The 26,517-nt window shown below is 68.8% G+C and carries 19 protein-coding genes; 7 read left to right on the top strand and 12 right to left on the bottom strand.

Annotated features, from left to right (window positions below; all coding sequences use genetic code 11):
• Positions 1-63: 63 nt before the first annotated feature.
• The 7 genes from KL771_RS05735 to KL771_RS05705 all read right to left on the bottom strand — a co-directional run bounded on the left by KL771_RS05735 (position 64) and on the right by KL771_RS05705 (position 6,235).
• The gene (locus tag KL771_RS05735; protein ID WP_261967575.1) at positions 64-645 is read right to left on the bottom strand and encodes an HXXEE domain-containing protein; all 582 of its coding nucleotides are present in this window, start codon (positions 643-645) and stop codon (positions 64-66) included.
• 93 nt (positions 646-738) lie between these two features.
• On the bottom strand, positions 739-1,722 hold the full coding sequence (locus KL771_RS05730; protein WP_261967574.1) for a WD40 repeat domain-containing protein: 984 nt from the start codon (positions 1,720-1,722) through the stop codon (positions 739-741).
• Between the two features lie 305 nt (positions 1,723-2,027).
• The gene (locus tag KL771_RS05725) at positions 2,028-3,020 is read right to left on the bottom strand and encodes a CobW family GTP-binding protein (protein WP_261967573.1); all 993 of its coding nucleotides are present in this window, start codon (positions 3,018-3,020) and stop codon (positions 2,028-2,030) included.
• Between the two features lie 97 nt (positions 3,021-3,117).
• Entirely contained in the window at positions 3,118-4,056 is a 939-nt protein-coding gene (locus tag KL771_RS05720) for a metal ABC transporter substrate-binding protein (protein ID WP_261967572.1), read from the bottom strand.
• 111 nt (positions 4,057-4,167) lie between these two features.
• Complete coding sequence (locus tag KL771_RS05715; RefSeq protein ID WP_261967571.1) at positions 4,168-5,037, bottom strand: metal ABC transporter permease; 870 nt, start codon at positions 5,035-5,037, stop codon at positions 4,168-4,170.
• 10 nt (positions 5,038-5,047) lie between these two features.
• On the bottom strand, positions 5,048-5,794 hold the full coding sequence (locus tag KL771_RS05710) for a metal ABC transporter ATP-binding protein (RefSeq protein ID WP_261967570.1): 747 nt from the start codon (positions 5,792-5,794) through the stop codon (positions 5,048-5,050).
• Positions 5,795-5,815: 21 nt separating this feature from the next.
• Complete coding sequence (locus tag KL771_RS05705) at positions 5,816-6,235, bottom strand: hypothetical protein (protein WP_261967569.1); 420 nt, start codon at positions 6,233-6,235, stop codon at positions 5,816-5,818.
• A 361-nt stretch (positions 6,236-6,596) separates the two neighbouring features.
• On the opposite strand from KL771_RS05705, the gene KL771_RS05700 reads away from it, so the two are divergent.
• Positions 6,597-7,982 (top strand): FAD-binding oxidoreductase, encoded by a 1,386-nt coding sequence (locus KL771_RS05700; protein WP_261967568.1) that lies wholly within the window; start codon positions 6,597-6,599, stop codon positions 7,980-7,982.
• A 138-nt stretch (positions 7,983-8,120) separates the two neighbouring features.
• Here KL771_RS05700 and KL771_RS05695 read toward each other — a convergent pair whose 3' ends face one another.
• Positions 8,121-9,662, bottom strand: coding sequence for a bifunctional metallophosphatase/5'-nucleotidase (locus KL771_RS05695; RefSeq protein WP_261967567.1), 1,542 nt, complete (start codon positions 9,660-9,662; stop codon positions 8,121-8,123).
• A 327-nt stretch (positions 9,663-9,989) separates the two neighbouring features.
• On the opposite strand from KL771_RS05695, the gene hemH reads away from it, so the two are divergent.
• The 3 genes from hemH to KL771_RS05680 all read left to right on the top strand — a co-directional run bounded on the left by hemH (position 9,990) and on the right by KL771_RS05680 (position 12,676).
• On the top strand, positions 9,990-11,012 hold the full coding sequence (gene hemH / locus KL771_RS05690; RefSeq protein WP_261967640.1) for a ferrochelatase: 1,023 nt from the start codon (positions 9,990-9,992) through the stop codon (positions 11,010-11,012).
• 192 nt (positions 11,013-11,204) lie between these two features.
• Positions 11,205-12,143: an SPFH domain-containing protein gene (locus KL771_RS05685; RefSeq protein WP_390866531.1), complete on the top strand. Its 939-nt coding sequence runs from the start codon at positions 11,205-11,207 to the stop codon at positions 12,141-12,143.
• Positions 12,144-12,220: 77 nt separating this feature from the next.
• Positions 12,221-12,676, top strand: coding sequence for an NfeD family protein (locus tag KL771_RS05680; protein WP_261967566.1), 456 nt, complete (start codon positions 12,221-12,223; stop codon positions 12,674-12,676).
• A gap of 55 nt (positions 12,677-12,731) precedes the next feature.
• On the opposite strand, the gene KL771_RS05675 is transcribed toward KL771_RS05680, so the two are convergent.
• A complete protein-coding gene (locus KL771_RS05675; protein WP_261967565.1) occupies positions 12,732-13,769 on the bottom strand; it encodes a KpsF/GutQ family sugar-phosphate isomerase in 1,038 nt (345 codons plus the stop codon).
• A gap of 259 nt (positions 13,770-14,028) precedes the next feature.
• Between KL771_RS05675 and KL771_RS05670 the strand changes: the two genes are divergently transcribed.
• Complete coding sequence (locus tag KL771_RS05670) at positions 14,029-15,861, top strand: outer membrane beta-barrel protein (RefSeq protein ID WP_261967564.1); 1,833 nt, start codon at positions 14,029-14,031, stop codon at positions 15,859-15,861.
• Positions 15,862-15,955: 94 nt separating this feature from the next.
• Here KL771_RS05670 and galU read toward each other — a convergent pair whose 3' ends face one another.
• Positions 15,956-16,831, bottom strand: a complete 876-nt coding sequence (gene galU / locus KL771_RS05665; protein ID WP_261967563.1) for a UTP--glucose-1-phosphate uridylyltransferase GalU — start codon at positions 16,829-16,831, stop codon at positions 15,956-15,958.
• 417 nt (positions 16,832-17,248) lie between these two features.
• Between galU and KL771_RS05660 the strand changes: the two genes are divergently transcribed.
• Both KL771_RS05660 and KL771_RS05655 read left to right on the top strand, forming a co-directional pair.
• Entirely contained in the window at positions 17,249-18,487 is a 1,239-nt protein-coding gene (locus tag KL771_RS05660) for a lytic murein transglycosylase (RefSeq protein WP_390866539.1), read from the top strand.
• Positions 18,488-18,559: 72 nt separating this feature from the next.
• Positions 18,560-19,981: an SGNH/GDSL hydrolase family protein gene (locus tag KL771_RS05655; protein ID WP_261967561.1), complete on the top strand. Its 1,422-nt coding sequence runs from the start codon at positions 18,560-18,562 to the stop codon at positions 19,979-19,981.
• Between the two features lie 173 nt (positions 19,982-20,154).
• Here KL771_RS05655 and KL771_RS05650 read toward each other — a convergent pair whose 3' ends face one another.
• Both KL771_RS05650 and gltB read right to left on the bottom strand, forming a co-directional pair.
• On the bottom strand, positions 20,155-21,573 hold the full coding sequence (locus KL771_RS05650; protein ID WP_261967560.1) for a glutamate synthase subunit beta: 1,419 nt from the start codon (positions 21,571-21,573) through the stop codon (positions 20,155-20,157).
• Positions 21,574-21,662: 89 nt separating this feature from the next.
• Positions 21,663-26,435: a glutamate synthase large subunit gene (gene gltB, locus KL771_RS05645; RefSeq protein ID WP_261967559.1), complete on the bottom strand. Its 4,773-nt coding sequence runs from the start codon at positions 26,433-26,435 to the stop codon at positions 21,663-21,665.
• Positions 26,436-26,517: the final 82 nt, after the last annotated feature.

Genomic DNA, 26,517 nt, shown 5'->3' with positions numbered 1-26,517 from the left:
CCGACGCGCAGCGTTGCGTGTCCGGGGGGAGCGGCGTTCAGGGCTGGCGCGCAAGGCGCGCTGTCAGGGATTGCGCGCCTTGCGGGCGCGGCGCAGCGCGTTGAGGGCGATTGCGGCATGGATGGCGAGCGCGATGCCGAGGCCGGCGAGATGTTCGCCGATCCCGGCCGGCGTGCGGAACAGGGCGAGGCCACCGATCGGCAGGAACAAGAGGATCGCGGTGACCAGGCCCGGATTGTAGGCCTTGAGCCGGACCGCCATGGCGATGTGGCTGACGGCGTTGACCACCATCAGATAGGCCGCCGCCAGGCCCCAGCCGGGTGCCGCCAGCACGGCCCCGTAGAGCGCCGCCAGATTGATCCCCCAGACGCCGGGCAGGTTGATGACCAGTACGTCGGTTGTGGTCAGCGCCTCGACGCCGCCGAACACCCGCTCGTTGACGAAGCGGCGGAACCGGTCGCCGGCATGTTCCTCGACCTGATGCAGCATGTAGGCCGGCCCGGCCAGCAGCACGAGCCCGATCGCCGCGGGCAGCAGCGGCTGCAGCACCAGCGCGGACAGCCCGAAGATCACGCCCGAGGCCAAGGCGGCGGCGACCCAGTGGGCGGCGATCCGATCGACGAGGCGTGACGCGACATCCGGCATGGGTGGCTCCCGACGCAGGCGTCCAGACGCGAAATCCGGGACGGACCGTCATGCTGCCGCAAAGCCGTTACGGAATGGTACCGAGCGCGAGCGTCACGCGGCGCCGATGTCGACCAGCCCGGCCGCGCCGCTCTCCGTGCCGATGGCGAGCGTCATGCCGTCCGGGCTCCAGGCGAGTGCGGAGACCGGCTCGCCGCTCGGGTGGCGCATGGCGACCTCGGCCTGGTCGCCGAAGCGGACCGCTAGCACCATGCCGTCCTGGTAGCCGATCGCGACGACCTCCTCGGTCGGGTGGCAGGCGACCTGGGTGGCGAGCTTCGGATAGGGGCCGAGCTGCAGGGGCGGCTTGCCCATCGGCCCGTCCTTGGCGCTGAACGGCCAGAGGATGGCCGCATTGGCGCCGGCAGTGGCGAGCCAGCGGCCCTTCGGGCTCCAGGAGACCGACTTCACCTTGGCCGGATAGCCGGTCATGCGCATGTGCTTGCCGTCCTCGATGCGCCAGCCGTGCAGGGCCATCTCCTGCATGGTGGTGACCAGGAAGCGGCCGTCCGGCGAGACCGTGATGCCGGTATGGGCGCCCTTCCAGCCGAGTTCGGCCGGGGCGCCCTTGGCGGTCACCCAATGCAGGATCGCCTTGTCGACCGTCGCGGTCGCCAGCCGCAAACCCTTGGGCAGGAAGGCGACGCCGCCGACCGCCTTTTCGTGCGGGAACTCGACCACCTTGCCGTCGGACAGCCGCACCCAGGCCATCCGTCCGCTGGCGAAGGCGACCGCGCCCTGCGGCCCGCAGGCGAGCTGGTCGATCCACTTGCCCTTCTTCTCGAACAGAAGCGTGGTCGCGCCCTCGGCATCGGTCGCCATCACGCGGCCGTCGTCGCCGGCGGTGATCAGCGATTTGCCGTCGGGCGCCGGCACGGCCGCCAGGATGCCGCCGTCATGGACCTGGACGGCGCGCAGATCCGCCGCGTCGTTGCCGAGATGGACGGAACCGTCACCAAGCGCGAAGGCCGTGCGCCCGCCGAGAGGGGTGACGGCAACCACATAGGCGGGGAGGGCAAGAGGGGTCAGACGGGGCAAGGCGGGGATCCGGGCGGTGGGGGATGCGGTTGGGTCGGGGGGAGGCTGGCGGGTCGGCGGAGGCTGGTAGGTCGGCAGCGGCGGATGGAATCCGGCGGGCGGATGATGCCGCGCCGGCCCGTGCCGTCTGCCATCCCCTTTTGGCCTCTTCGGGGCGTCAGGACAACGCCCGGCAGCGGCATGGCGGCACCGGATCTCGTCTTTTCGCGCCGGCCGTCCCGATCCGACCCCGTCCGGCGCGAACCGATCCGGGGCGGAGGAGTGGCCGTCGCGAGCCGAATGCCGGCGTCAGTGGGGCCGACACGTCAGGCGGCGATCCGGCAGGCTTCGAAGCCGGTCCGCAGGCCGGCCCAGTCCAGATCGCGACCGATGAACACCAGCCGGCTCTCGCGCGGCTCGTCGGCCTTCCAGGGGCGCTGGTGGTCGCCCTCGACGATCATGTGCACGCCCTGCACGACATAGCGGTCCGGATCGTCCTTGAAGGCCAGGATGCCCTTGAGCCGCAGGATGTTGGGGCCCTGCGCCTGGGTCTCGCGGTTGACGAAGTCGAAGAACTTTTCCGGGTCCAGGTCGCCCGCCTTGAGCGAGATGGAGCGGACGTCCTCGTTGTGGTGGTGATGGTCGTCGACCAGGAAGTCCGGATCGACCGACAGGATGCGGGTGAGGTCGAAGGCGCCCTTGTCGAGGATCTCGCCGAGATCGACCTTGCAGCGCTCGGTCTCGATGACGCGCGCATAGGGGTTGATGGCGCGGATGTCGCTGCGCACGCGGGCGAGCTGCTCGGGCGTGACCAGATCGACCTTGTTGAGCAGGATCACGTCCGCGAAGGCGACCTGGTCCTCGGCCTCCGGCGCATCGTCGAGCCGGCTGGCAAGGTTCAGCGCATCGACCACGGTGACGATGGCGTCGAGCCGGGTGCGGGCGCGCACGTCGTCGTCCATGAAGAAGGTCTGCGCCACCGGCGCCGGGTCGGCGAGACCGGTCGTCTCGATCAGGATGCCGTCGAAGCTGCCCTTGCGCTTCATCAGGCCTTCGATGATGCGGATCAGGTCGCCGCGCACGGTGCAGCAGATGCAGCCGTTGTTCATCTCGAAGACTTCCTCGTCGGTGTCCACGACGAGGTCGTTGTCGATGCCCACTTCGCCGAACTCGTTGACGATCACGGCGTATTTCTTGCCGTGGTCCTCGGTCAGGATTCGGTTGAGGAGCGTCGTCTTGCCGGCGCCGAGATAGCCGGTCAGCACGGTGACGGGGATGGGGGCGGTCGCGGTTGCGGAGGAGATGGGCGCAGCAGACATGAGCTTTGGCCTCTTCGGCAAATGGAGCGAGCCCCGGACGGGCCGGGGCTCGAAGGTCGGTCATGCGAAGCGTCCGGCGTACCGGTCCGGTCGGGCCTCAGGCCCCGGCCATGGCGGCAGTCAGGAGCTTCACGTTGTGGCGGACCATATCGATATAGGTGGCCGCCGGTCCAGTTTCAGGGGAGAGCGAGTCGGAGTAGATCGACCCGCCGAGCCGGATGCCGGTCTCCTTGGCGATGCGCTCCACGATGCGGCCGTCGGTCATGTTCTCGATGAACACGGCCTTGACCTTCTCCTTCTTGATCTGGCGGATCAGCTTGGCCACGTCCTTGGCAGTCGCCTCGGCTTCGGTCGAGATGCCCTGCGGCGCCAGGAAGGTGATGCCGTAGGCGCCGGAGAAATAGCCAAAGGCGTCATGCGAGGTCAGCACGCGGCGCTCGGAGGCGGGGATCTTCTCGATCGCGCCTTTCACGTCGGCCTCGAGGGTCTCGAGCTTGGCCAGATAGGCGCCGGCATTGGCCTCGTAGGTCGCCTTGCCGTCCGGATCGGCCGCGATCAGGCCGTCGCGGACATTGGCGATATAGGTCTTGGCATTGGCGACCGACTGCCAGGCATGCGGGTCGGTGGCGCCGTGGTCGTGCCCGGCATGGGCGTCCTTGCCCTTGGCCTTGGCCTTTGGGTCGTGATCGTGATCGTCGTCGTCATCGGCCATCTCGCGCGGTGTGATGCCGGTGGTGGCAGTGACGATCGGGGCCTTGGTGCCGGAGGCCTTGACCAGGCGCTGCATCCAGCCTTCGAAGCCGAGGCCGTTGACGAAGACGACCTTGGCGCCGGCGACCGACTTGGCGTCGGCCGGAGTCGGGTTGTATACATGGGCGTCGCCGTTCGGACCGACCAGGATCTTGACGGCGACCCGGTCGCCGCCGACCTGGCGCACGAAATCGCCGAGGATCGAGAAGGTGGCGACGACGGGGATCGGATCGGCGGCGCGGGTCGGGCCGGCGCCGAGCGGCAGGACGACGAGGGCAGCAGCCATCGAGGCCGCTGCGCCGAGGACGGAGCGACGAACAATTCCAGTCATGGGTACCTCCGATATGCGAAGCGCCTGGGCGTCCGGGCGGGGCCTTCGGGCGGGCCCGGAGGGGTGTCAGGCTTCCAGATGCCGGGCCGGCAGAAGGTGACGGATCGCCCCGCCGGCACGGCCGAAGACGAGCGACAGGGCATAGGCCCCGCCGGCGACGAGGATGATGGCCGGCCCGGAGGGCAGGCTGAGGTGATAGGACAGCAGCAGCCCGCCGATGCTCGACAGTCCCGCGATGACGACCGAAATGCCGATCAGGCCGCTCAGGTCGTTGGTCCAGAGCCGCGCGGCGGCGGCGGGCAGCATCATGATGCCGACGGCGAGCAGGGTTCCGAGGGCGTGGAAGCCGCCGACCAAGTTCATGACGACGAGCGCCATGAAGGTGAAATGGACGCGCGCCCCGGCATGTGAGACCGAGCGCAGGAAGGCCGGGTCGACGCATTCCAGCACCAGCGGGCGCAGGATGACGGCGAGCGCGATCAGGGTGCCGGTGCCGACGCCGGCGAGCAGCAGCAGCGTCTGGTCGTCGAGCGCCAGCACCGAGCCGAACAGGACGTGCAGCAGGTCGACATTCGAGCCCCGGGCCGAGACGATGACCACGCCGAGGGCGAGCGAGATCAGATAGAAGGCGGCGAGCGTCGCATCCTCCTTGAGCACCGTCGCCCGGGCGACCGCCCCGGCGCCGAGCGCCACGGCGAGGCCGGCGACCAGGCCGCCGATGGTCATGGCGGGCAGCGACAGGCCGGCGAGCAGGTAGCCGATCGCCGCGCCGGGCAGGATGGCGTGCGCCATCGCGTCTCCGGTCAGCGACATGCGGCGCAGCATCAGGAAGACGCCGATCGGCGCGGCGCCGAGCGACAGGGCGAGGCTGCCGACCAGCGCCCGGCGCATGAACTCGAACTCGGCGAAGGGCTCGATCAGGAGGTCGTACAGCATCGCGGTTCCCTCAGGCCGCCGTGTCGCGGGCGCAGATATGCGCCGCGTCGTCGAAGGCCTCGATCATGCGGCGCGCCGCGAGCAGGTTTCTCGGCGTCAGCACCTCCGCGGTCGGTCCCCAGGCGACCACCTCGCGGGCGATCAGGACGGTCTCCGGGAAGCTGCGCCGGACGGTGTCCATGTCGTGCAGCACGGCCGCGACGGTACGCTTCTCGTCGTGCCAGCGGCGGATCAGGTCGAGCAGGTCGGCGGCGGTCTTGGCATCGACCGCATTGAAGGGCTCGTCGAGCAGGATCAGGGACGAGTCCTGCAGGAGGAGGCGGGCGAACAGGCAGCGCTGCATCTGCCCGCCCGACAGCGTGCCGATGGCGCGGCGCTCGAAGCCCTCCAGACCGACCGCCCGGATGGCATCCTCGATCCGGCCGCGCTCGCCCCGGCCGATCTGCCCGAAGGCGCCGACCTTGCGCCACAGGCCCATCGAGACGAAATCGTAGACGCAGAGCGGGAAGCTGCGGTCGACCTCGGCCAGTTGCGGCAGGTAGGCGATGTCGTGCGGGGCGATGCCGTCGAGCCGCATGCGACCGCCGAGCGGTTGCAGCATGCCGACGATGCCCTTAAGGAGCGTCGACTTGCCGGCGCCGTTCGGTCCGACCACGGCGATCAGCGCACCGGATTCGATCGCGCCGGTCAGGTGGTGCACGGCCGGATGGCGATCGTAGCCGAGCGTCAGGTCCTGGAATTCGATACGGGCGGCCAAGGCGGTTCTCCGCGGCTGCGATCAGGAAAGGGCCCAGGCCACGCCGGCCCAGATCAGGACGGAGAGGGCCAGCGCCACCGCCAGGCGGATGCCGAGCGACAGGCGCAGGAGCGAAAGAGACGGAACCGCCGCATGGGCATGGCGGGCGCCGAGCGCGACCGGCGTGCCGTCGGGCCCATGCCGATGGGACTGGTGGCTGCTGTGATCGTGAGCGGTGGCATCATGGCCTTCTTGGCCCGCGTGATCGTGGCCGGCATGGCCATGGGCGGCATGCCCGTGCCCTGCGTGGCCATGCCCGGAATGGTCGTGGGTTGCGTGATCATGGTCGCCGTGGCCGGCCCGCGTATGCGAATGGGCGTCGTGTGGCTGGCTGGGAGGGGCATGTCCGGCGTGATCGTGCCGGGCATGCCCCCCATGCGCGGTCCCCGTCGCCGCGGGCATCGGCGAGGCGCCGGCATCTTCCGCCGGGAGAGGCGTGAACGGGGAGGGGGATGAGGTCACGGGCTACTCACGGCGATCCGGTGCGGAACGTGCGGATGTTATACTGTAACACTTTGGTTCTGCCAAGGGCTGAGCCATGCGTGCCGGGCCGGTCGGCCCGCCGCGCCCGGCACGCTTCGCTAAGCTGACTGACAGACTTTGCGAAGTTCCAAAGACGCGGCAGGGGGTCAGTCGCAAGCTCCGTTGCCGCCGGCCGCGTCGGTCCGACGCGGCGCGCGGGGAGTGGGGTTGCGCTCGCGGCGCTATCGCTGTGGCAGATGGCATGCCACCATCGCGCCGATCAGCATCGGAGCGACGGAACATGGCGGGACGCAAGGCGGGCATCTGGGCCGAGGTCAAGGCGGCGTTGGGCGACGTGCCCCATGCCGACGATGCCGCGACGCTGAAACTGAAGAGCCGCGACTTCTTCTGGTTCTCGCCGATCCTGAAGCCGCAACTGGAGCATTGCCGCGCCGATCTGGTCGTCGCCCCACGCAACCGCGACGAGGTCATCCGGGCGGCGGCGGTCGCGGCGCGGCTGCGGGTGCCGATCACGGTCCGCGCCGGCGGCACCGGCAATTACGGCCAGGCGGTACCGCTGGAAGGCGGCATGCTGCTCGATGTCTCGGCACTCGACCGGACGCTCTGGGTCAAGCCCGGCGCCGGCCGCTTCGAGGCGGGCGCGCGGCTGCTCGACATGGACCGTGGCCTCTTCGCCGAAGGCCAGGAGGTGCGGCTCTATCCCTCGACCCGAAAGCAGGCGACCATCGGCGGGCTGATCGCCGGCGGCGCGGGCGGGGCGGGGTCCTGCAGCTGGGGTCAGATCTCCGATCCGGGCGCCGTGCTGGCGCTTCAGGTGGTGACCGTCGAGGAGAGCCCGCGGATCGTCGAATTGCGCGGGCCGGACGTGCTCAAGGTGCTGCATGCCTATGGGGTCAACGGCGTCATCACGGAGACCGAGATCCCGCTGGCGCCGCGCCATGACTGGGCCGAGCGCATCGTCGCCTTTCCGGATCTCGCCGCCGCCGCCCGCTTCGGCCAGGCCTTCACGGAGGCCGACGGCATCGCCAAGCGGCTGGTCTCGATCCACGAGCCGCGCATCCCGGCGGCGATCAAGCGGCTGAAACCCTATGCGCCGGACGGGGCGGCGATCGCGATCCTGATGGTCAGCGAGCCGCAGGCGGAGGCCTGCGAGGCGATCGCGGCGGCCCATGGCGGCACGGTGACGTTCCGCCGCACCGCGGAGGCGGCGCGCGCGGCGGCCTTCGACGGCCATGGTGCGATCGCGCCTCTCTACGAATATACCTGGAACCACACCACGCTGCACATGCTGAAGGTCGACCCGACCATCACCTATCTGCAGCTCCGGTTTCCGCCCGGCCGCAATCTCGATCTGGTCGCCTGGGTCGGCGAGCGCTTCCGCGACGAGATCTGGCTGCATCTCGAATTCCAGCGCCGCTTCGGCCGGGTGACCAATTCGGCCCTGCCGATCGTCAAGTTCACCAGCCCGGAACGGCTCTACGCCATCGTCGACGAACTGAATGCCAACGAGGTGGCGGTCAGCGATCCGCACAGCTATGCGCTCGACGATGCCGGCTGGAAGCGCGTCGACAGCGGCGCGGCCCAGTTCAAGTCGCTCGCCGACCCGCATGGTCTGATGAATCCCGGCAAGCTGCGCGCCTGGCCGCCGGCCGAGGCAGCCGAATAGGGATTTCCGAATAGGAATTTCCGGCTGCGGCGACGGGGCAGGGATGCCCCCGACGGGTCCCCTCCGCCAGACGAGATCCGGACCGCCCGACCCGTCGGGTGCCTCGCACCCGTCAGGCTTGCCGCCGAACGCTCCGCTTCACTTGATGACGATGCGGCCCTGCACGGTCTGGTCGATGGTGCCGCGTTCCTTGACGTAGGCCATCACGTCGTTGGCCATCAGCTTGGAGTCGCGCTCGCCGAGCAGGGGCTTCGATTTGATGAACATGCGATAGTTGTCGCCGCCGCGGCCCATGAAATCGTTGATGGCGATCTTGTAGGTCTTCTTCGGGTCGAGCGGCTCGCCGCCGATCCTGACCGAGACGACCCGGCTTCCGACCGGCTTCGACTTGTCGACCTCGACGGTCGCGCCGGAAATCTGCGGGAAGCGGCCGCCGGTCTCGCCGAGCTGGGACAGGCCGTTTTCGAGCGCCGCCAGGATGGTGTCGCCGGTATCGGCGAGGAGCAGGGTGCGGTTGCCGAAGGGCAGCTCGACCAGCACGTCGCGCCGCGAGAAGGGGGCGCCGGCGACATACTGCTTGTTGCCGCGGATGCCGCCGCCATTGGTGATGGCGATGTCGGCCCCGGTCGCCCAGCGCATGCCGTCGGCGATCAGGTTGCCGATCGCGGCCTCGCCGGTACGCACCGTCGTCGAGCGGCTGTCCAGCGGCACGGCGAGCTTGGCGATCTCGACATCGAGTTCGCGCGACAGGTCCTTCCGATAGGTCTCGACGCGCGCCTCCGTCTCCGGATCCGGCTCGACGGTGGCACTGTCGATGATGCGGAAATTCGGCCACCAGGTCACCGCGCGCCGGCCGCTGCGCTCCTCCGCCTTGATGGACAGGTCGACGGCCGTGACATACTCGCCTTCTTCCTTGGACTCGACCATGGCGGTGCGCCCGTCGAACATCAGTGCCAAGTCATGGTCGTCGCCCGACAGGATCAGGTCGAAAGCGCCCGACTGGATCAGCGCGAAATCCTGCACGCGATTGGCATGGGCGACCAGCACGACGAAGTCGACCCCGCCGCTCTTCAGCTTGCGCGCCTCGGCCGACGCCGTCCGGATCAGGTCGGTGAACTTCAGATCGCCCGGCGAGGACTTGTTCGGGCTGTCGTCCGCGGTCACGCCGACGATGCCGATCTTGACCCCGTCGACCTCGATCACGGAGGAATCCTTGAAGCCGGCGACCGGCTCGCCGTTCGGCTCGCGCAGGTTGGCGGCGAGCTTCAGGGGCGATTTCAGCGCCGCCATGCGTTCGCGGAAGATCTGCGGACCGAAGTCGAATTCGTGATTGCCGGGCACGAAGACATCCGGCGGCACCATGTTGAGGATCTCGACGATATGGGCGCCGCGGTCGAAGCCGGACATCAACGACGGCGAGATCGTATCGCCGCCATGGACATAGACCACCGTGCCGCCCTTGGCTTTCTCCGCCCGTACGATCGCCGCCAGCCGCGAGAATCCGCCGCGCTTTTTGTCGCCGTCGATCTTGTAGATATCGTTGACCAGCAGGAAGGTCAGCTTTGCTTCGGCCGCCCGCGCAAGGCCCGGCACCACCGCGACGAGGCCGAAGGCTGCGACGAGCAGGGCGGCGGCGGCCTGAATGAACGGGCGGCGGATACGGTGCGACAGCGGCTGCATGGTCCCTCACATTCCGAAGAACGCAATAGATAACCGGAACTATTCATGAACATCAGTGTGGCAAAGCCATGTTGGCTTGTCCATAGGACTTGTCGCAGGCAACGGGTATGATCGGCCGATGATCGGATCGCACCCTCGGGGCGTATTTCCGGCAGCGGTGCCGCAGCCGCCGTCGCCCCGACTGCGCTTTGAAAGGACCTGACGTTGAATTCCAATCCCGGCCCCGTCGCCGCTTCCGATGTCGCCTCCGATCTCGCCCCCGGGGCTCCCCCGGCGGCCGCCCCTCCGTCCGCCCCGGCGTCGGATCGCGTCGCCCAGTATCGGGCCATCCGGCTTCCCTCCGACCATCCGCCGGTCAGGGCCGGCCGCATCGGCGTGCTGATCGTCGCGCTCGGCACGCCGGACGCCACCGACTACTGGTCCATGCGGCGCTACCTGAAGGAATTCCTGTCCGACCGGCGCGTTATCGAGACGCCGCGCTGGCTGTGGTGGCCGCTGCTCAACCTGATCATCCTGACCACCCGGCCGGGCCGCAAGGGCCGCGACTACGACACGATCTGGAACAAGGAGCGCAACGAGGGGCCGCTCAGGACCATCACCCGGTCGCAGTCGGACAAGCTGCAGGCTTCTCTCGGCGCCGTGTCCGACCGTGCGGTGGTCGACTGGGCGATGCGCTACGGCAATCCGTCGATCGCCAGCCGCCTGGCCCATCTACAGGCCGAAGGCTGCGAACGCATCCTGGTCTTTCCGCTCTATCCGCAATATGCGGCGGCCACGACCGCGACCGTCAACGACGTGGTCTTCGACGTGCTGAAGACCATGCGCTGGCAGCCGGCCGTCCGGACCGTGCCGCCCTATCACGACGACCCGGTCTATATCGACGCGCTCGCCGAGAGCCTGACGGCCAGCCTGTCCGGGCTCGACTGGACGCCGGACGTCGTGTTGTCGTCCTTTCACGGCATCCCGAAGAGCTATTTCGAGAAGGGCGATCCCTATCATTGCCATTGTGCCAAGACGGCGCGACTTCTGCGCGAGGCGCTCGGCTGGGAAAAGGACAAGCTCCGCATGACCTTCCAGTCGCGCTTCGGGCCGGAGGAATGGCTGCAGCCCTATACCGACAAGACGGTCGAGGCGTTGGCCAAGTCCGGCGTCAAGAATCTCGCGGTCATCACGCCGGGTTTCACGGCCGATTGCCTGGAGACGCTGGAAGAGATCGCAGGCGAGAATGCCGAGATCTTCCATCATGCCGGCGGCGTCAATTTCCATGCGGTGCCGTGCCTGAACGACAGCGATCTCGGCATGCGGGTGATCGAGGCGGTCGCACGGCGCGAATTGTCGGGCTGGATCTGAACGGGCGACGGCAAGCGGTCCGCGCCGAGGCCTGCCTCCCAAGCGATTGGAGGCCGGGCTCGGCCTGATCGGGCGTCGCCACGGCCTGCCGCCACGGTGGCGACATGATCGGTTCATGAATGTTGCGATGCTGGACGGGTCCGCATACCTTCCATGTCGGAGGGGCGCGGCCGGGCGTTCGGGGGATCGCACATGAATTTCGTCATTTCGGGCAGCGACATGGTCATCATCGCGATCGTCGCGGTGCTGATCGTCACCGTGTTCGCGGGCGTCAAGACCGTGCCGCAGGGCTCCAATTGGACCGTGGAGCGATTCGGCCGCTATACGCGCACGCTGAAGCCGGGCCTCAACATCATCACGCCCTTCGTCGAGCAGATCGGCGCCAAGCTTTCCATGATGGAGCAGGTGCTCGACGTGCCGACGCAGGAGGTCATCACCAAGGACAATGCGACGGTTTCGGTCGACGGCGTGGCCTTCTTCCAGGTGCTCGACGCCGCCAAGGCGGCCTACGAGGTGCAGAGCCTGGAAACCGCGATCCTCAATCTGGTCATGACCAATATCCGCACCGTCATGGGCTCGATGGATCTCGACCAGCTCCTGTCGCATCGCGACGAGATCAACGTCCGCCTGCTCTCGGTGGTCGATGCCGCAGCGGCCTCCTGGGGCGTCAAGGCCAACCGCATCGAGATCAAGGACATCATCCCGCCGGCCGATCTGGTCGCCTCGATGGGCCGGCAGATGAAGGCCGAGCGCGACAAGCGCGCCGCCGTGCTGGAGGCCGAAGGCTCGCGCCAGTCCGAAATCCTGCGTGCCGAAGGCCAGAAGCAGGCGCAGATCCTGGAGGCCGAAGGCCGCCGCGAGGCCGCCTTCCGGGACGCCGAGGCCCGCGAGCGCCTCGCGGAAGCCGAAGCCAAGGCGACGCTGATGGTCTCCGAGGCGATCGCCAAGGGCGACCTGCAGGCGATCAACTACTTCGTGGCGCAGAAATATATCGAGGCCTTCAAGGAGATGGCGTCCGCGCCGAACCAGAAGGTGGTGCTGATCCCGATGGAGGCGACCTCGATCATCGGCTCTATCGCGGGCATCGCCGAAATCGCCAAGAGCGCGCTCGCCCACGACCGCAAGGCGTGACCCCGCCGTCGGGCGCGCCGGGATCCGTTCCGAGTGCCCGCGCGTCCGCCGGCTTCGTCGTCTGAGGAGAATCCGCCATGGATCTGACCGGCATGTTGATCGGATGGGCCTCCACCGCCTGGTTCTGGCTGATGTTCGGCCTGGTGCTCCTGCTGCTCGAAGTTTTCGCGCCCGGGACCTTCTTCCTGTGGCTGGGCGTGGCCGCCCTGGTGGTCGGCGGTCTCGATCTGGCCTTCGACTTGACCTGGCAGGTCCAGGCAATCGCCTGGGGCGTGCTGTCGCTGGTGCTGCTTCTGGCCGGCCGGCGCTATTTCAATGCACGCGACCTGCAGACCGAGGACCCGCATCTGAACGAGCGCGCGTCGCGCTATCTCGGCCGGGTCTTCACCCTCGCCACGCCGCTTGTCGAAGACCACGGCTCGCTCAAGGTCGACGACACGATCTGGCGCATCTCGGGGCCGGACATGAGCGCAGGAACCCGCATCAAGGTGATCGGCGTCGACGGCCCGATCCTGAAGGTGGATCGGGCCTGATCGGACCGGCCAGGCAAAGGCGCGGCGCGACCAAGTCGTCTCGCGCCCGCCGTCCTCAGGCGACGCCGATGCGCAGCAGGTCGTGCATGTGGACGATGCCGACCGGGCGCTCGTCGTCGACCACCAGAAGCGCGGTGATCGAGGCGGCGTTGAGCATCTCGATGGCGGTGGCGAGCAGCGCGTCCGGGCGGATGGTCTTCGGGCGGCGGGTCATCACTTCGTCGACTGAGCGCACCAGCAGGTCATCGGCGATGTGGCGGCGCAGGTCGCCGTCGGTGACGATGCCGGCGAGGCGACCGTCCTCGGACAGGACGCCCAGGCAGCCGAAGCCGCGCTGGTTCATCAGGAGGATCGCCTCCTTCATGGAGGTGCCGAGCGGGGCGAGCGGTACGGCCGCGCCCTGGTGCATCACGTCGCGGACATGCTTCAGGCTGGCGCCGAGCTTGCCGCCCGGGTGGAAGACCTTGAAGTCCTGCGCGGTGAAGCCACGGCTTTCGAGCAGCGCGATCGCCAGCACGTCGCCGATGGCCAGCTGCAGCATGGTCGAGGAGGTCGGGGCGAGACCGTGCGGGCAGGCTTCCTGCACCTTCGGCAGTTCGAGCACGATGTCGGCCGCCTTGCCGAGCGTCGAGGCGGCGTTCCAGGTGACGGCGATCAGCGGCACGCGGAAGCGGCGGGTATAGGCGAGGATCGAGGCCAGTTCGCTGGACTCGCCCGACCATGACAGCGCGATCACGGCGTCGTCGGCGGTGACCATGCCGAGGTCGCCGTGGCTCGCCTCGCTCGGATGGACGAAATAGGCCGGCGTGCCGGTCGACGCCATGGTGGCGGCGATCTTGCGCCCGATATGGCCGCTCTTGCCGATGCCGGAGATGATGACGCGGCCGCGTGCGGCGCGGATGGTGGCGACCGCCTCCATGATCGCGCGGCCGAGCGGACCGTCGAGCGCGGCGGCGAGCATGTGCATGCTCTCGATCTGGATGCCGAGCGTGCGGCGCGCGGAGGTGAGGTCGGAGGCCTGGTTGCCTTCGCCGGCGAGCCCCGAGATGCCGCGATCCGCCTTCGAGACGATATCGGCGTTGATGAAGCGCATCCCCGTTCTCCTGGCACCTGGGCCGGGTCGGGTTCCGCCCGCCGGGCGGTCCCGATCCCCGGCGACCTCAGCCGGCCTTTTAGCACGTTTGCCGGCTGCGCCAACCCCGCCGATCCGGCCGCCGCGGGAGCGCGTCTCTCTGGCCGGCCGGGCGGCCGGCAAGGAAACCTTAACCATGTCCCTTTACGGTCCGGTAAGGAAGGCGCCCGGCAAGCGCCCGGCGCCCGGCGCCGAAAGGGAAAGAGGGCGGATTTCCGCGATGTTGCGCCGATCCGTTCCGGTCATCTGGGTGCTGGTCGGCGCGGCCGGCGCCGCCGCCGCACAGGGGGCGCCACCCTTGCGCGGATCGGACGGAGCGTTGCCGCCCGGCCTGCAGCAGCTCCGCAGCGATACGGACCCGGTTGCGGCGCGGACGCCGGCCGTCGCGCGCCCGCGCGGTCGCGAATCAACTGCGCCGGCCGGCCGGCGCCCCCCGACCGTTGGCACCAATCCGCCGGGGTCGACGATCGACTGGCTCGGCCCCCCGATCGATCCGCCGGGCCTCGTACCCGCCGATCCGCTGTCCCCCGGCCCCGGCGCGCCGGGCGCTTCCGATGCGCGCGCCGCGGTGCCGGCGGCCGGCGGCGGTACCGCGGCACCGATTTCAGGCACGGGAGCCGGTCCGGCCGCAGCGGGCCCCGGCTCGGCCCGCACCGATACTGCCGGCCCGAACGCGACCGCCGCGAACTTGGCGGGCTTGCCCGTTTCGGGCTCGAACTCGTCCGGCGTCGCCGGGCCCGGAGCGCAACGCGGTCGAGACGGACGCCTGGCAACGACGACCCGGGCCGTTGACCGGCGGGCCCCGACAACGGGCGCGCTGCGGCCGGCGACGCCTGCGCGCGCCGCCGAACCGGCCGCCCCGGCCGATCCGGTTCCGCCCGGCCTGCGCCGGACCGGCGAGGATCCGCTCGCCGACACGGACGAGCCCTATGCCCAGCAGGGCTTCCGCGCCGGCGGCTTCCTGCTCCGGCCGGCGCTGGAGATCGGCGTCGGCCGCACCAGCAACGCCGCAGCCTCCACCACCGGCCGGCCCGGCTCCGTGCTGTCCGTGGCGCCGGAACTGCGGGCGGCGTCGGACTGGTCGCGCCATGCGCTCGAATTCGATCTGCGCGGCAGCTATCTGGCCTATCCGGCCGACCGCAGCCTCGACCAGCCGAGCGCCAATCTGAAGGCGGCCGGCCGGGTCGACCTGGCCGACGGCATGCGGCTCGATCTGAAGGCCGGCTACGCGGTCTCGCGCCAGTCCTCCGGCAGCGCGGAGAACCCGTCCGGGACGGCGGTTCCGTCGACCGCCACGACCGTCACCGGGTCGGCAGGCTTCACCCGCGATGCCGGCCTGATCTTCCTGACCCTGCGGACGGATCTGGAATCGACCCGGTACAGCGGCGGCACGCTGGAGGGCGGCGGCCCGATCGCCGACGCCGCCTCGCGCGACAACGACCGCGTCATCGCCGCGCTCCGGACCGGGTTCCATCTGTCGCCGGCGGTGACGCCCTATGTCGAGGTCCAGGCCAGCCGGCGCAGCTATGTCGAGCCGGCGGCAGCCAAGCTGCGTGACGCCGACGGGCGCGCCGTCAAGGCGGGTGCCGAGCTCGATTTCGGGCCGATCCTGCGCGGCGACCTCTCGGCCGGATGGGCGAGCGAAAGCCCGGCGGGACCGAAGCTCGGCGATCTCGCGGGGGCGACCCTCGACGGCTCGCTGATCTGGTCGCCGACCCGGCTGACGCGGGTGACGCTGACCGCCAAGACCGCGTTCGAGCCGACCACGCTGGCCGGGTCGCCGGGCTCGATCGCGCGCACGCTGGGCGTCACGGTCAACCAGCAGCTCGGTCGCCAGATGGCGGCGGAGGCCGGACTTTCGGCGACCGACCGCCGCTATCAGGGCCTGCCCCTGGAGGAGCGCAGTTCGACCGCCAAGGCCGCGCTGACCTGGAGCTTCAATCCGAACGTCCAGGCCTTCCTGCGCACGCAGTATGACCGGTTCCATTCCACGACGGCCGGCTCCGACTACGATGTCGGCACCGTCACCATCGGACTGCGGCTGCAGAAGTAGCGATCGCGTGCCGATTGGTTTGCGGCTCCGGACATGACAACGCCGCTCCCGAGGTCCGGAAGCGGCGCGTCGAGGGTCGTGCGGCGCCGGGCGGTCAGCCGAGCAGGCGCGCGATCTCCTTGCGGAAATCGGCGTTCAGCTCCGGCCGATCCAGCCCGAAGGCGACATTGGCGGCCAGGAAGCCGATCTTGGAGCCGCAATCGTAGGTCTCGCCGTTGAAGCGCGTGCCCCAGAAGGGCTGGTCGGCCATCAGGCGGATCATCGCGTCGGTCAGCTGGATCTCGCCGCCGGCGCCCTTCTCGTGGCGCGAGAGGTGGTCGAAGATCTCGGGCTGCAGGATGTAGCGGCCGGAGATGAAGCGGTTGGACGGCGCGGTGCCCTTCGGCGGCTTCTCGACCATGCTGGTGATCGCGAAGGCATCGGCGCCCTTGCTCTCGCCGACGCCGACGATGCCGTACTGGTGGGCGAGGGCGGGGTCGCATTCCTCGACCGCGATGACGTTGCCGCCGGTCTCGGCATAGACCTGCATCATCTGCGCGAGGCAGCCGGTCTCCGCCTTCATGATCATGTCGGGCAGCAGGACCGCGAAGGGCTCGTTGCCGACGATGTCGCGCGCGCACCAGACCGCATGGCCGAGGCCGAGCGGCAGTTGCTGGCGGGTGAAGCTGGTCTGGCCGGCGGGCGGCTGATAGCGCGACAGAAGCTCCAGTTCGGCGGTCTTGTTGCGGCTTTTCAGCGTCGCCTCGAGCTCGTAGGCGATATCGAAATGATCCTCGATGACGGCCTTGTTGCGGCCGGTGACGAAGATGAAATGTTCGATGCCGGCGGCGCTGGCCTCGTCGACGATGTATTGGATGACCGGGCGGTCGACGACGGTCAGCATCTCCTTCGGCACGGCCTTGGTGGCCGGCAGGAAGCGCGTGCCGAGACCGGCGACGGGAAATACGGCTTTGCGAATCGGTTTGGACATGGAGCCTGCTTTCGAATGGCCGCCCGAACGTGCAGCGACGGTGCACTAGCCGCCGCTTGCGGCACGAACATGACCGTCATCCTGCCCTATTCGATCGTTCGAAGACCTGCAAGAGCAGCCACGCCCGACGGAAACGCGCAAGCCGGCACTGCGGTTTGCCCGATCCGGGCGCGTCAGACATCCGGGCCTTTTCGAGCGCGCGGGTGCGCATTACATTCATCATTAGGACGACGTTAACCGTATCCGGCCCTAGCTTCGACGGAAGATGCGGGGATCCGATCCGGGTGCCCCGCCGCGCCCCGCCGCTGCGAGGAGATGACCATGACCGCCAACCGCCCACCGCTCGGTGCCTTGCGCCCGATGGACGACGCGAATTCCTTTGACGCCGATGCCATGGCGCCCTCCTTGGGTGTCCGCATGGGCGCGCCGTCGCGGCGCACCGTGCTGGCCGGCGGCTTCGGCGCGGTGGCCGCGGCCGGTTTTGGTGGCCCGGCATGGGGCCAGACGTCGAACTATGAATTCGCCCAGTGGGTTCAGGTGTTCAAGTCGCGGGCGACCGCCAAGGGCGTGCGCGGGGAAATGTACGATTGGGTCATGAGCCAGACCCAGCCGGACACCAAGGTGTTCGAGTTCGACAAGTCCCAGCCCGAGGTGCAGGAGCCGATCTGGCGCTACCTGAACCGCCGGGTCAACGAATGGCGCATCAATACCGGCCGCGAGCGGGTCAAGCAGTATGCGGAGCTGTTCGGCCGCATCGAGCAGGTCTACGGCGTCGACCGCTTCATGCTGTGCGCGCTGTGGGGCATGGAATCGGCCTTCGGCGACGTGGCCGTGAACACCAAATGGATGCGCCCGGTGATCCCCTGCCTCGCCGCGCTGGCCTGGGGCGACGCGCGCCGGCGCAGCTACTGGGAACAGGAGCTGATCAACGCGCTGATCATCGTCGATCGCGGCTGGGCGACGCCGGCCGACATGGTCGGGTCCTGGGCCGGCGCCATGGGGCATACCCAGTGGATGCCCGAGGTGTGGCTCAACATGGGCGTCGATTTCGATCGCGATGGCCGGATCAGTCCGTTCGGCAAGCCCGACGACGCGCTGGCGGGCACGGCGCGCTATCTGGTCGAGCGCGGCAAGTTCCGGCGCGGCGAGACCTGGGGTTACGAGGTCAAGCTGCCGCCGACCTTCAATGCCGGTCTCGCCGACGGCAAGCTGATCAAGACGGTCGCCCAGTGGAAGGCGCTCGGCGTGACGCGCGTTTCCGGCGAACCCTTCCCGCGCGAAGACGACAAGGCCCGCCTCGCCGTGCCGGCGGGGGTCAACGGACCGGCCTTCATGTATCTGCAGAATCTCTACGCACTGCGCTCCTACAATCCGTCGACCAAATACGCGCTGGCGATCGGCCATCTGGCCGACCGGATTCGCGGCGGCGGTCCCTTCGTGCAGCCATGGCCGACCGACGAGCGCCAGTTGAGCCTGGAGGAGGCGCAGGAACTGCAGACCCGCCTGACCCAGCTCGGCTTCGACACGGGCGGAACGGACGGCCGCGTCGGCGACAAGACCCAGGCCGCCGTCCAGGCCTGGCAGCGCTCGGTCGGCATGACGCCCGCCGACGGCTTCCCCTCCGACAAGGTTCTCAAACGGCTCCGCGGCGGCTAGACTGGTGCCTGTTGGGGGGAGGAGGCGCGCCGCCGGTTCGGCCGCGTCCGCTGCTGCCCGGAGGTCCGCCCGATGCCGATCCTGCCCGAGACGATGCCTGCGGCACCCGTGACCGCTGCGCTGCGGTTGCGCGTGGCCGGGTGCGCCGCCGGCCGTCCGGCGACCCGCGCGTGGCGTACGGGCGGCCTGTTCCGGCTTGCCGCCGTTCTCCTGTTCGCAATCGTCTCGGTGCTCGCCTCGCCGCCGCCCGCCGCGGCGCAGAACGACGGCGGCGGCTTCTTCCGCTTCCTGTTCGGCGGGGGCCGGCAGCAAGCCCCGACGCCGCCCGGCGGCATCGGCAACCGGCCGCCGGCCGGACAGTATCCGGCCCCGCCCGGCGGTTTCGGCTATCCCGGCCAGCCGGAGACCGCTGCACCGCCGCCGCGGCCGCGCGTGTCCAATCCGGAACCGCGCATCATCGAGCAACCCAAGGATGCGGATGCCCAGGTGGTGCTGGTGCTCGGCGACAGCCAGGCGGCCGGCCTCGCGCTCGGACTTCAGGTCGCTTTTGCGGATACGCCCTCCGTCAAGGTCGTCTCGAAGGCGCGGCCTTCGCTGAGCCTGGTGCGCGACGACGAATATGATTTCCTCGCCCAGCTGCCGACCATGCTGCAGGAGGGGCGCTTCGACTTCCTGGTCGTGATGAGCGGCATCAACGATCGCCAGTCCTTCTACGACCGCAAGACCGGCCAGAAGACCGACGACCTGAAGACCGACAAGTGGGAGGTCGCCTACCGGGCGCGTATCGGCGCCGTCCTGAAGGCCCTGCGCGAGACCGGCAAGCCGATCTACTGGGTCGGCCAGCCGCCGGTGGAGCGGCCGACCCTGTCGGCCTTTCTGAGCGTCACCAACGGCATCGTCAAACAACTGGTCGAGGCGAACGGGGCGACCTTCATCGACATCTGGCCGGGCTTCACCGACGACGAGGGCAACTTCACCTATTCGGGTCCCGACGTGGACGGCAAGGAAAAGAAGCTCAGGGCCGGCGACGGCACGCATTTCAACCGCGCCGGCCAGCGCAAGCTCGCCTTCTTCGTCGAGCAGTCGATCCGCGATCAGCTGAAGGGCGTGGCCCCGGCCCCCGAGCCCGCGTTGCCGGAAGCGCCTGCCGCGCCGGTGCTGCCGCAGGAGGTCATCCTCGCCGCGCCGCCGCCGCTGCCGCCGGCGCCGTGGAAGAAGATCGGCCCGGTGGTCAGCCTGAGCGGCCAGGTCGCAGCCGACGCCGAGACGGAGCTTGCCGGCGGTCCGCCGCCGACGACGCCCGGCGCGCGCGCGACCGGCAGCATCGTCACTGTCGCGCCGACACCGACGCCCGCGCTGGTGAAGCCCGCCGACGTGATGCCGGGTGGCTTCCCGATCACCGAGACGCCGCTCTATCGCCGCTTCGTGCGCGGCGAGAGCATCGAGGCGCCGACCGGCCGGATCGACGATTTCCGCTGGCGCCGCCCGCGCTGAGGCTGCGGCGGACCAGGCCGGACCGGTTCGGCGGAAACGCGCCATCCGATCCCTGCCGCCCGACCTTTGCAGCCCCGGCATGACAAAGGCCCCGCTGGGGAGCGGGGCCTTGATGATATCTTCCAACTTACTCCGCGACCCGCCGGGGACTTGCCGGCCGGTCGGCAGCGGGATCAGCGTGGCAGTTCGGACTTGCCCATCAGGGCGAGGTCGATCGAGCGGGCGGCCTGCCGACCCTCGCGGATCGCCCAGACGACCAGCGACTGGCCGCGCCGCATGTCGCCGGCGGCCCAGACCTTGTCGACCGAAGTCTTGTAGTCCTCTTCGGTCGCCTGCACGTTGCCGCGGCCGTCGCGGGCGACGCCGATCTCGGTGACCAGCCCCTCCGCCACCGGCGCGACGAAGCCCATGGCGAGCAGGACGAGGTCGGCCTTGAGCACGAACTCGCTGCCCGGAACCTTCTGCATCTTGGCGTCGACCTCGATGCAGTGCAGCGCCTTGACGCGGCCGTTCTCGCCCTCGAAGCGTTCGGTCAGCACCGAGAACTGCCGCTCGGCGCCCTCCTCATGCGAGGAGGAGGTGCGCAGCTTCAGAGGCCAGTTCGGCCAGTTCAGGAGCTTGTTCTCCTTCTCGGGCGGCTTCGGCATGATTTCGAGCTGGGTCACCGACAGGGCGCCCTGGCGCACCGAGGTGCCGATGCAGTCCGAGCCGGTATCGCCGCCGCCGATCACCACCACATGCTTGCCGCCGGCCAGGATCTGCTCGACATTGCCGACCGGCTCGTGGGAGACGCGGCGGTTCTGCTGCGGCAGGAACTCCATGGCGAAATGCACGCCGTCGAGCTCGCGGCCCGGGATCGGCAGGTCGCGCGGCTTCTCGGCGCCGCCGGTCAGCAGCACGGCATCGTGGGTTGCCTTCAGCTCGTCGACCTTCAGGTCGACGCCGACATTGACGTTGTAGTGGAAGACGACGCCCTCGGCCTCCATCTGGGTCACGCGGCGGTCGATCACGGTCTTCTCGAGCTTGAAGTCCGGGATACCGTAGCGCAGCAAACCGCCGGCCTTGGCGTTCTTCTCGTAGAGATGGACCTCGTGGCCGGCGCGGGCGAGCTGCTGGGCGGCGGCGAGGCCGGCCGGGCCGGAGCCGATCACGGCGACCTTCTTGCCGGTCTTGCGCTTCGGCAGTTCCGGCTTGACCCAGCCTTCTTCCCAGGCGCGGTCGGCGACCGAGCACTCGATCGTCTTGATGGTCACGGGCGTGTCCATCAGGTTGAGCGTGCAGGAGGCCTCGCACGGGGCCGGGCAGACGCGGCCGGTGAATTCCGGGAAGTTGTTGGTCGAGTGGAGGTTGCGCGCCGCGGCCTCCCAGTCGCCGTGATAGACGAGGTCGTTCCAGTCCGGGATCTGGTTGTTGACCGGGCAACCCGTGTGGCAATAGGGGATGCCGCAATTCATGCAGCGCGCCGCCTGATCGCGCGTTCCCTGCTCGCTCAGCGGGATCACGAATTCCTGGTAGTTGCGGATGCGATCATGCGCCGGCCGATACTTGCGGTCCTGGCGATCGATCTCGAGAAACCCCGTAACCTTGCCCATCAGTCAGTCCCCGTCGCGCCCGCTCATCAAGGCGGCGCTGGTCAAATTCGGGATGCCGGAGGGAGCCGGCGAACGGCTCCCTCGTCTGATCACTCCGCCGCGACGGCCGTGCGCATGCGCTCCATTTCCTGCAGCGCGCGGCGGTACTCGACCGGCATGACCTTGCGGAATTTCGGCAGATACTCGCCCCAGTTGGCGAGGATCGTCTTGGCCCGCTCGGACCCGGTATAGTGCGCGTGGTTCTCGATCAGCTGGCGCAGGCGCTCGCCGTCGTGACGGGTCATGTCGCTCATCACGTCGACCAGGCCATGGGCCTCCAGGTCGCCGACCGCATGGTGGCGGCGGGCGGCCAGTTCCTCTTCCTCGATGACCGGTTCCAGCTCGACCATGGACAGGTTGCAGGCCTTGGCGAAATCGCCGGCCTCGTCGAGCACATAGGCGATGCCGCCCGACATGCCGGCCGCGAAGTTGCGGCCCGTCTTGCCGAGCACGACCACGACGCCACCGGTCATGTATTCGCAGCAATGGTCGCCCGCGCCCTCGACCACCGCGACGGCGCCGGAGTTGCGCACCGCGAAGCGCTCGCCGGCGACGCCCCGGAAATAGCCTTCGCCCTCGATGGCACCGTACATCACCGTGTTGCCGATGATGATCGACTTCTCGGGCGTCAGCTTGGTCGCTTCCTTGGCCGGATAGATGATCAGGCGGCCGCCGGACAGGCCCTTGCCGACATAATCGTTGGCCGCGCCTTCCAGTTCCAATGTCACGCCATGGGCGAGCCAGGCGCCGAAGCTTTGGCCGGCGATGCCCTTCAGCTTGACGTGGATCGTGTCGACCGGCAGGCCGGCATGACCGTAGCGCTTGGCGACCTCGCCCGACAGCATGGCGCCGGCGGTGCGGTCGGTGTTGCCGATCCGGTGCTCGAGGCGGACCTTCTCCTTGCGCTCCAGGGCCGGCATGGCCTCGGCGATCAGGGTGCGGTCGAGCACCTTGCCGAGCTGGTGGTCCTGCCGCTCGGTGTGATGGGTGGCGACGCCGGCCGGCACCTTCGGACGGTAGAAGAGCCGCGAGAAGTCGAGCCCCTTGGCCTTCCAATGGCTGACGGCCTCGGCACGATCGAGATACTCGATCTGGCCGACCATCTCGGCGAAGGTGCGGAAGCCGAGCGATGCCATGATCTCGCGCACCTCTTCCGCCAGGAAGAAGAAGAAGTTGATCACGTGCTCCGGCTTGCCGACGAAGCGCTTGCGCAGCACCGGGTCCTGGGTGGCGACGCCGACCGGGCAGGTGTTCAGGTGGCACTTGCGCATCATGATGCAGCCGGCCGCGATCAGCGGCGCGGTCGCGAAGCCGAACTCGTCGGCGCCGAGCAGGGCGCCGATGATCACGTCACGACCCGTGCGCACGCCGCCGTCGACCTGCACGGCGATGCGGCCGCGCAGATGGTTGGCGACCAGCGTCTGATGCGTCTCGGCGAGGCCGATCTCCCAGGGGCTGCCGGCATGCTTGATCGAGGTCAGCGGGGCGGCACCCGTGCCGCCTTCGAAGCCCGCGATGGTGACATGGTCGGCGCGCGCCTTGGAGACGCCGGCCGCGACCGTGCCGACGCCGATCTCCGAGCCGAGCTTCACCGACACGTCGGCGTCCGGGTTGACGTTCTTCAGGTCGTAGATGAGCTGCGCCAGATCCTCGATCGAATAGATGTCGTGATGCGGCGGCGGCGAGATCAGGCCGACACCCGGCGTCGAGTGCCGGACCTTGGCCACCACCGCGTCGACCTTGTGGCCGGGCAGCTGGCCGCCTTCGCCGGGCTTGGCGCCCTGGATGATCTTGATCTGCATCATGTCGGAGTTGACGAGATACTCCGTCGTGACGCCGAACCGGCCCGAGGCGACCTGCTTGATCGCCGAGCGCATGCTGTCGCCGTTCGGCAGCGGCTTGAAGCGATCCACCTCCTCGCCGCCCTCGCCGGTGTTCGACTTGCCGCCGATTCGGTTCATCGCGATGGCCAGCGTGGTATGCGCCTCGCGGCTGATCGAGCCGAACGACATCGCGCCGGTGGAGAAGCGCTTGACGATCTCCTTGGCGGGCTCGACCTCGTCCAGGGGAACCGGCGTGCGGCCGATCTCCTCGGCCGTGCGGATGCGGAACAGGCCGCGGATGGTCAAGAGACGCCGCGACTGGTCGTCGAGCAGCCGGGTATATTCGCGGAACTTCTCCGGCACATTGCCGCGCACCGCATGCTGCAGGGCGGTGACGATCGGCGCCGTCCAGGCATGCGCCTCGCCGCGCATGCGCACGGCATATTCGCCGCCGACATCGAGCATGGTGCGCAGCGCCGGCGCGTCGCCGAAGGCTTCGCGATGACGCCGCACGGTCTCCTCGGCGATCTCGGCCAACCCGACGCCCTCGATCGAGGTGCGGGTGCCGAAGAAGTAGCGCTGCACGAAGTCACTCGCCAGGCCGACCGCGTCGAAGATCTGGGCGCCGCAATAGGATTGGTAGGTCGAGATGCCCATCTTGGACATGACCTTCAGGATACCCTTGTCGATCGACTTGATGAATCGATAGACGATCTCCTTCTCGGTCAGCGGGTCGGGGAACTCCTCCCGCATCGCGATCAGGGTCTCGAAGGCCAGATAGGGGTTGATCGCCTCCGCGCCGTAGCCGGCGAGCAGGCAGAAATGATGCACCTCGCGCGGCTCGCCGGATTCCACGACCAGGCCGGCCCGGGTCCGGAGGCCCTGGCGGATCAGGTGATGGTGGACGGCCGCGGTGGCGAGCAGCGACGGGATGGCGATCCGGCCCGAGCCGACCGCGCGGTCGCTCAGGATGATGATGTTGTAGACCTGACCGGTCGCCGAGATGCGCACGGCCGCTTCCGCCTGCACGCAGATCGCGTCCAGCGCCGGGCGCATGCCGGCGGCGCCATTGGCGGCCGGATAGGTCGTGTCGATGGTGATGGTGCGGAAGCCCGAGCCCTCGACCGCCTCGATCGCCCGGATCTTCTCCAGGTCCTCGTTGGTCAGGATCGGCTGGCGCACTTCAAGCCGCTTCTGCGCGCTCTCGCCTTCGAGGTCGAACAGGTTCGGCCGCGGGCCGATGAAGCTGACCAGGCTCATCACCAATTCCTCGCGGATCGGGTCGATCGGCGGGTTGGTGACCTGGGCGAAGTTCTGCTTGAAGTAGGTGTAGAGCAGCTTCGACTTGTCGGACAGCGCCGAGATCGGCGTGTCGGTGCCCATCGAGCCGACGGCTTCCTGGCCGGTGGTCGCCATCGGCGCCATCAGGAGCGTCACGTCCTCCTGGGTGTAGCCAAAGGCCTGCTGCAGATCGAGCAGCGACTCGAGCGTCTTCGGGGCCTGGGCCGGCACTTCCGGCAGGTCCTCGGCGACGATCTGGGTCTTCTCGATCCAGTCCCGGTAGGGATGGGCCGAGGCGATCTGGTGCTTGATCTCCTCGTCGGAGACGATGCGGCCGTTCTCGAGGTCGAGCAGCAGCATCTTGCCGGGCTGCAGGCGCCACTTGGAGACGATGGTCTCCTCGGCGATCGGCAGCACGCCCTCCTCCGACGACAGGATGATGCGGTCGTCGTCGGTGACGACATAGCGCGCCGGCCGGAGGCCGTTGCGGTCGAGTGTCGCGCCGATCGAGCGGCCGTCGGTGAAGCAGATCGCGGCCGGTCCGTCCCACGGCTCCATGATGGCGGCGTGGTACTCGTAGAAGGCCTTGCGCTCCTCATCCATCAGGGCGTTGCCGGCCCAGGCTTCCGGGATCAGCGTCATCACCGCATGGGTCAGCGAATAGCCGCCCATGACCAGGAATTCGAGCGCATTGTCGAAGCAGGCGGTGTCGGACTGGCCCTCGTAGGAGATCGGCCAGATCTTCTCGATCTCGTCGCCGAACAGCTTCGAGGTCGTCGAGGCCTGGCGGGCATACATCCAGTTGACGTTGCCGCGCAGGGTGTTGATCTCGCCGTTATGGGCGACCATCCGGTACGGATGGGCGAGCTTCCAGGACGGGAAGGTGTTGGTCGAAAAGCGCTGGTGGACCAGCGCCAGGGCCGAGATGAAGCGCTCGTCATGCAGGTCGCGATAATAGGCACCGACCTGATAGGACAGGAACATGCCCTTGTAGACCATCGTGCGCGACGAGAAGGACACCACGTAGAAGGAGTCCTGGTCGCGCTTGGTCTGGCCGTTCCAGTCCGCGTCGTAGACGAGGCCCGAAATGGTCTTGCGGGTGATGTAGAGCCGACGCTCCAGGTCGTCCTGGTCGGCAAGGCGGGCGGTCGTGGTGACGAAGACCTGCTTCTGAACCGGCTCGGTGGCGCGGACGCCGTCGGACAGGCAGGAATTGTCGACCGGCACGTCGCGCCAGCCGAGGACCTTCAGGCCAGACTCGCGCAGCACCTTCTGGATGATGGTCACGGCGCGGTCGCTATCGGCGGCGTCGCGCGGCAGGAAGATCTGGCCGATGCCGTACTGGCCGGCTTCGGGCAGCGCAAAGCCGAGCTTCGCGCATTCCTGCTGGAAGAAGAGGTGCGGGATCTGGACCAGGATGCCGGCGCCGTCGCCCATCAGCGGATCGGCGCCGACCGCGCCGCGATGCTCGAGATTCTCGAGGATCTTCAGCGCGTCGGTGACGATCGCGTGGCTCTTGACGCCCTTCAGGTTGGCGATGAAGCCGACCCCGCAGGCGTCGCGCCCGCGCGGATCGACGAACAGGCCGCCGGGTTCCGGCAATCCGTTCGGGCCGAGAGACGGGGTTTTGGTAGCGGTGGACGCGCCCGCGGCCGCCGTGGCGGTCGGGGTCCCGGCTCGAGCGGCACCGAAGGGTCCTTCAGCTTCGATCCTGGCCATGGAAACGTCCTCGTCTCTCTTGTCTGCCGCGCGGCCGTCGGCCGGTGGCGGCGTCGTCTCACACCATGCAAGTTCCGGGCAC

This window comes from Prosthecodimorpha staleyi (genome assembly GCF_018729455.1).
Lineage (GTDB): Bacteria > Pseudomonadota > Alphaproteobacteria > Rhizobiales > Ancalomicrobiaceae > Prosthecodimorpha > Prosthecodimorpha staleyi.
This window is presented reverse-complemented; position numbering and strand designations above follow the sequence as displayed.